Raw genomic sequence first — 4,583 nt, 5'->3', positions numbered from 1 at the left:
TTGTTCCTACCGCGGCCGCCTATAATCCGGATGCGGATGGCGGATCGCCCGTTTCCGCAATAGCGACTCTAGCCGATGCGACGCTTGCGCCGACAGCCGATATTCAGGCGGTGCTGGCGCTATTCGACAAGGTCGCGGCGGATGAGATCGTCGTGACCGACGACGCCCGCACGGTGCTGGGCGTGATCAGCGAAAATCACGCGCGACGACGCTTTTTCGAAGCGTTCGAAGCATCGCAAGACGACATCTTTGGCGAGAGTAGGCGATTGCGTCGGCGTTGAGCACTTTGCGAGCCCACGAGGTGCATACGCTCGTTCAAACGATCGTTGGACTCGGCTCCGACACGTCGAACAAGTTCAATTTCAATGATGCGTAGCAGCGCCGCGCCTAGGTTTTCGGGCGGTCGTTCCCGATCAGCGTCAGCAGCGCGTCCCCCGCCTTGCTGCGATAGCGTTCCTTGTGGCGCAGACCGAAGAACGGTCGCGGTTCGAGCGCGAACGCGAGATGGTGGATCGTGCCCGCGCGTAACAGCGGCGCGACGACCAGCGTCGACAGGACGGTGTAGCCCGCCCCCGCGGCGACCGCCGAGCGGACCGCTTCGTTCGAAGGCAGCGTGAACGTCACGTCGAGATCGGCGAGCGTCAGCCCGAACGCGGCAAGCGCGGCGGCGAAGGTGGAGCGGGTGCCCGACCCTTCCTCGCGCAGCACCCAGCGCGCCGATCGGATCCAGTCGGCGTCGATCAGTCCGGTCGCGGCGTCCTTGCCCACCAGCGCCAGATCGTCGTGGCCGATCGTCCAGCGCGCCAGCGCGGGGTCGTCGATCACGCCTTCGACGAAGCCGAGCTCGGCGGTGCCTTCGCGGACCTGATCCGCCGCCGCCCCGCTGTTGCCGATCGACAGGGTGACCGCGACGCCGGGATGCAGGTCGCGAAACGCGGCAAGGTACGGGGGCAGCCAATAGCCCGCGATCGTCTGGCTTGCGACCAGCGTCAGCGTGCCGCGCTCCAACCCGCCGAACTCGGCGAGCGCGCGTTCGGCACTCGCCGCGCGACCCAGCACTGCACGCGCCTCGCCGAGAAAGACGCGCCCGGCATCGGTCAGCTCGATCCGCCGACCGATCCGATGGAACAACGCGATGTCGTGGCGCTCCTCCAGCGTCTTGATCGCCGCGCTCACCGCGGACTGGGTGATGTTGAGCGCCTCCGCTGCGCGCGTCATATGTTCGCGTTCGGCGACAGCGACGAACAGGCGGAGCTGCTCCAGCGTCATGGCGCGGCGTCGGGCTTGGACGCGGTGCCCGCGGCGGCGGTCTTTGCGCTCATCGCGGTCAGATACGCGACGATCGCTGGGACGTCCTTCTCCGCAACCGGAGCCTTGAACGTCTCGCGCATCTTTTCGACCTCCTTGTGCCAGGCATCGGCCGACAGCGGCGGCTGGTACAGCGCCATCGACGCCGAATGGCATGCCGTACAATTGGCGTTGATGACATCGGCATGCGGGCCGTCGGGATAGGTCGCGGTATCGTCGTGCAGCTCGACGTTGACCGACGCGAGCGTGAGGCCTGGGCCTGATACGCTGGTCGGTTCGGGCGGCAGGCTGTTGGTCGCGACCTGCTGCGGTGCCGGGCGGCTGTTCGGTGCACCGACCGCGAGCAGCGCGACGATCACGGCACCGAAGATGATCACGATGAGGGTACCAAAGCTGGGGGTTTTCATTTCGCTATCCTCTCAGGCTGCGACGACGGTGATGGTTTCAACGCCCGCCCGCCGATAGCCACCGGGGTTCCAGTTCTGCGCCAGCGGCTGGGTTTCGCCACTCGCATTGGTGCAGCGCACGCTCAGCGGGATGCGGCCGGCGTGCGGTACTCTCGCGGTGATCTCCCATCGCCGGAATCCGTATTTTCCTTCCTCCGCGCCGAGCTGGGTCGGATACCAATGGCGTCCGTGATCGGGGGAGATGTCGACCTTGGCGACCCCGCGCGTGCCGCCCATCGCGATCCCGCGGATATAGTTGGGATCGGTTGCCGCGACCGCATCGCCGTCGACCAGATTGGTGATCCACGCACGCGGCACCATCGTGCTGATCGGGACGGTGGGGAAATCCTTGTCGGTCGGCGAAACGTTGGCCCAGTGGTTGGCGGGCAGCTTGTACGCCTTGACCATCCAGAAATTGTCGTCGGGCTGCGTGAGCACCTCGATATCGCTTAGCATCTTCACCCAATAGGTTGAGAACCAGCCGGGCACGACGAGCCGCAGCGGGAAGCCGTTGAGCAGCGGCAGCGCTTCGCCATTCATCGCGAACGCGATCATCACCTCGCCATCGCGGGCATGATCGATCGACAGCGATTTCTTGAAGTCGGGTCCGGTCGGCACGACCGGCTCGTCCATCCCCGAGAAGCGGACCTGCACCGCACCCGCCTTGACGCCCGCCTTGTCGAGCACATCGCGCAACCGCACGCCCATCCATTTGGCGTTGCCCATCGCGCCGTGACCCCATTCGCCGCCCGGCACACGCGGTTCGAAGAACCCGCGCGAATTGCCCGAACATTGGTTGACCGCAGCGATCTCGACCCGCGGCAGATCGCGGAGCAGATTAGCGAGCGGGATCGACAGCCGGCGATCGACCGCGCCGTGGACTTTCAGTCTGAAGCTGTCGACGTCGACGCTAGGCGGGATCACCGCCCAATGCCAGCGCACGTAGAAGCGATCGTTGGGGGTGAACACGCCGGTATCGAACACGTCCATCGGGGTTTCGAGCAGCGGTGGCCGGGTTCGCTGGAGGATCATCGCACCCTTCTGCGGGAACGCAGTCGTGATCTCGCGTGACGAGGGACCGCCCGGCAGCCCGAGGTCAGCGAGCTTTTGCGCAAGCGCAGGGGTGGCGAACGCGGCCATCCCGCCCAGGGCGGACGCTTGGAGCACGCGGCGGCGATCGATCCGGGTCATCAGGATTTCTGGCATTTTCGTCTCCTTGCAGCGACCTTGACGCGTTGGGAACGATCGGTCCAACCGAATATCATGGTCGTTTCGATCGTAACTATCGATCGATTTACTCGGCCGGACCTATAAACTGTGCCGATTGGAACCACCATAAAATTGCGTTGGAATTGATTTAGCTGGCGAGCGATAACGACGGCAAGCGCAGATACTGTTGGCTGATGTCATCAAAAGGAGGCGACCATGGCCACCGTCGTTCAAAACCGTATTACTCTGTTCCCCGTCCAGGCCAGCGATGCCATCAAGAAGACCATACCGGGACTTGCCGTCTGTATCGGCGTGACCGGCATGGCGTTCGTGCTGGCCCGGATCGAGCAACGGCTGTTCGGCAGCGTGTGGCTCCAGGCACTGGTGCTCGCGATCCTGATCGGTACCGCGATCCGCACCGCGTGGACGCCGCATCATTGCTGGCTGCCGGGAATCGATTTCAGCGCCAGCAGCTCGACTTGGTGATCGGGCGGGGCGGGGATGCGCGTCACCGTGCTGTTATCGTGCGGCACCGCGAAATAGCGTGAGGTGCGGCGGTCGAGCACGATCAGCCGGTCGCCGACGATGCAGCCGGTGCGAAGGGGAGGGTGGTCAGCGTCCATGGCTGGTGGAACGGCGCGGGGTTTTGCGCCCGCGCCGCTGCCCTTCAGTCCTCAGCCGAGAAACCCGCGGTTTGCCGAAAACCGCCCAGGGGATCGACCACGCCCGCCATGGCAGAGCCCCTGGTTTCGATGACTGCATCGCCGAGATCGGTGAACTCGTGAGTGTCGATGGTCTGCATTGTTCGCCTCCATTGATGGGCCGCGCCGTTCGCGGCCTTGCAATGTTCGGGACGGAGCTGCGGATAGGAAAGCCGATACGATGCAGATCTGGGCCGAAGTCTTGCGCTTCCGTGGGAGATCACCCAGCCGATACGCTGCCGATCTGGCGGCGTCGCGATCACCAGCAGCCAGTCAGACACCGCCCGCAATGGAATTGGCGGTCGTCGCCCAGACGAACTCGGGCGCGTGGGCCAGGCGGCGGCGATGATAGCGGCGCAGCGCCCGCCGCAGCTGCGCCGCATCGTGCAGAGCGGCTTGGAGCAGGTCGAGGTCGCCGTCCGCGTCTTCCATAATTTCGGCCTCTCGGGTCCGAAAGACCGCCAAACGGTCACTCAGTCCCTCAATGAAGGTGACTAACGTCGCATTGCCGGTGCGCTCGGCGATCGTGCAGAAGATCGCGCGCGCCCGGGCTTCGCCAGAGGTCGCCGCACTCGGCGCGCGGCCGATCGTCACGGCGGCACTCGCGACCGCTGCGGCGGCTAGAGCGAATTCCGCCCGATGTGAGTCGATCAGGGATTCCCATAAGCGTGCGGATCTGATTCAGGGTGCTGGCTGGATGGAGGTCGGCATGGATGGGCAAGCCATTATCAATGGATCTGCGTTCGCGGGCACTGGCCGCGGTCGACGAAGGGCTGAGTTGCCGGGCTGCAGCGAGGCGGTTCGGGGTTGCGGCCTCGACGGTGATCCGCTGGCACGACCAGCGTCGCAATACGGGTGGCTATGCCGCCAAGCCGCAGGGCGGAGACACGCGGTCACGCCGGATCGAGTCGCACCGGGA

Annotated in this window: 8 protein-coding genes and 1 pseudogene; 3 read left to right on the top strand and 6 right to left on the bottom strand. The window is 65.2% G+C overall.

Translation table 11 applies throughout. The features are described 5' to 3' along the window. Positions 1-281: pseudogene (locus EAH84_RS16255) on the top strand (chloride channel protein); the annotation flags it as partial. Positions 282-387: 106 nt separating this feature from the next. Here EAH84_RS16255 and EAH84_RS15700 read toward each other — a convergent pair. From EAH84_RS15700 to EAH84_RS15690, 3 genes are read right to left on the bottom strand one after another with little or no spacing between them, the layout of a single operon-like run. Further along, positions 388-1,269 carry a LysR substrate-binding domain-containing protein gene (locus tag EAH84_RS15700; protein WP_140872906.1) on the bottom strand — a complete coding sequence of 294 codons (882 nt, stop codon included), beginning with the start codon at positions 1,267-1,269 and terminating at the stop codon, positions 388-390. Then, entirely contained in the window at positions 1,266-1,715 is a 450-nt protein-coding gene (locus EAH84_RS15695; RefSeq protein ID WP_140872905.1) for a hypothetical protein, read from the bottom strand. Before EAH84_RS15695 ends, EAH84_RS15700 begins: the two co-directional genes overlap by 4 nt. 12 nt (positions 1,716-1,727) lie before the next feature. After that, positions 1,728-2,960, bottom strand: a complete 1,233-nt coding sequence (locus EAH84_RS15690; RefSeq protein WP_206663990.1) for a molybdopterin-dependent oxidoreductase — start codon at positions 2,958-2,960, stop codon at positions 1,728-1,730. Positions 2,961-3,179: 219 nt separating this feature from the next. On the opposite strand from EAH84_RS15690, the gene EAH84_RS15685 reads away from it, so the two are divergent. Beyond that, positions 3,180-3,449, top strand: coding sequence for a hypothetical protein (locus EAH84_RS15685; RefSeq protein WP_140872904.1), 270 nt, complete (start codon positions 3,180-3,182; stop codon positions 3,447-3,449). On the opposite strand, the gene EAH84_RS15680 is transcribed toward EAH84_RS15685, so the two are convergent. From EAH84_RS15680 to EAH84_RS15675, 3 genes are all read right to left on the bottom strand, one after another. Continuing rightward, the gene (locus EAH84_RS15680; protein ID WP_140872903.1) at positions 3,398-3,586 is read right to left on the bottom strand and encodes a hypothetical protein; all 189 of its coding nucleotides are present in this window, start codon (positions 3,584-3,586) and stop codon (positions 3,398-3,400) included. The genes EAH84_RS15685 and EAH84_RS15680 overlap by 52 nt on opposite strands. Before the next feature lie 44 nt (positions 3,587-3,630). Next, the gene (locus tag EAH84_RS16580; protein ID WP_277753742.1) at positions 3,631-3,765 is read right to left on the bottom strand and encodes a hypothetical protein; all 135 of its coding nucleotides are present in this window, start codon (positions 3,763-3,765) and stop codon (positions 3,631-3,633) included. A gap of 172 nt (positions 3,766-3,937) precedes the next feature. After that, positions 3,938-4,258, bottom strand: a complete 321-nt coding sequence (locus tag EAH84_RS15675) for a hypothetical protein (protein ID WP_140872902.1) — start codon at positions 4,256-4,258, stop codon at positions 3,938-3,940. A gap of 119 nt (positions 4,259-4,377) precedes the next feature. Between EAH84_RS15675 and EAH84_RS15670 the strand changes: the two genes are divergently transcribed. Then, the coding region (locus tag EAH84_RS15670; protein WP_194150404.1) for a helix-turn-helix domain-containing protein at positions 4,378-4,583 on the top strand (206 nt) is incomplete at its 3' end.

The organism is Sphingomonas oligophenolica (assembly GCF_006438955.1).
GTDB lineage: Bacteria > Pseudomonadota > Alphaproteobacteria > Sphingomonadales > Sphingomonadaceae > Sphingomonas > Sphingomonas oligophenolica_A.
This window is presented reverse-complemented; position numbering and strand designations above follow the sequence as displayed.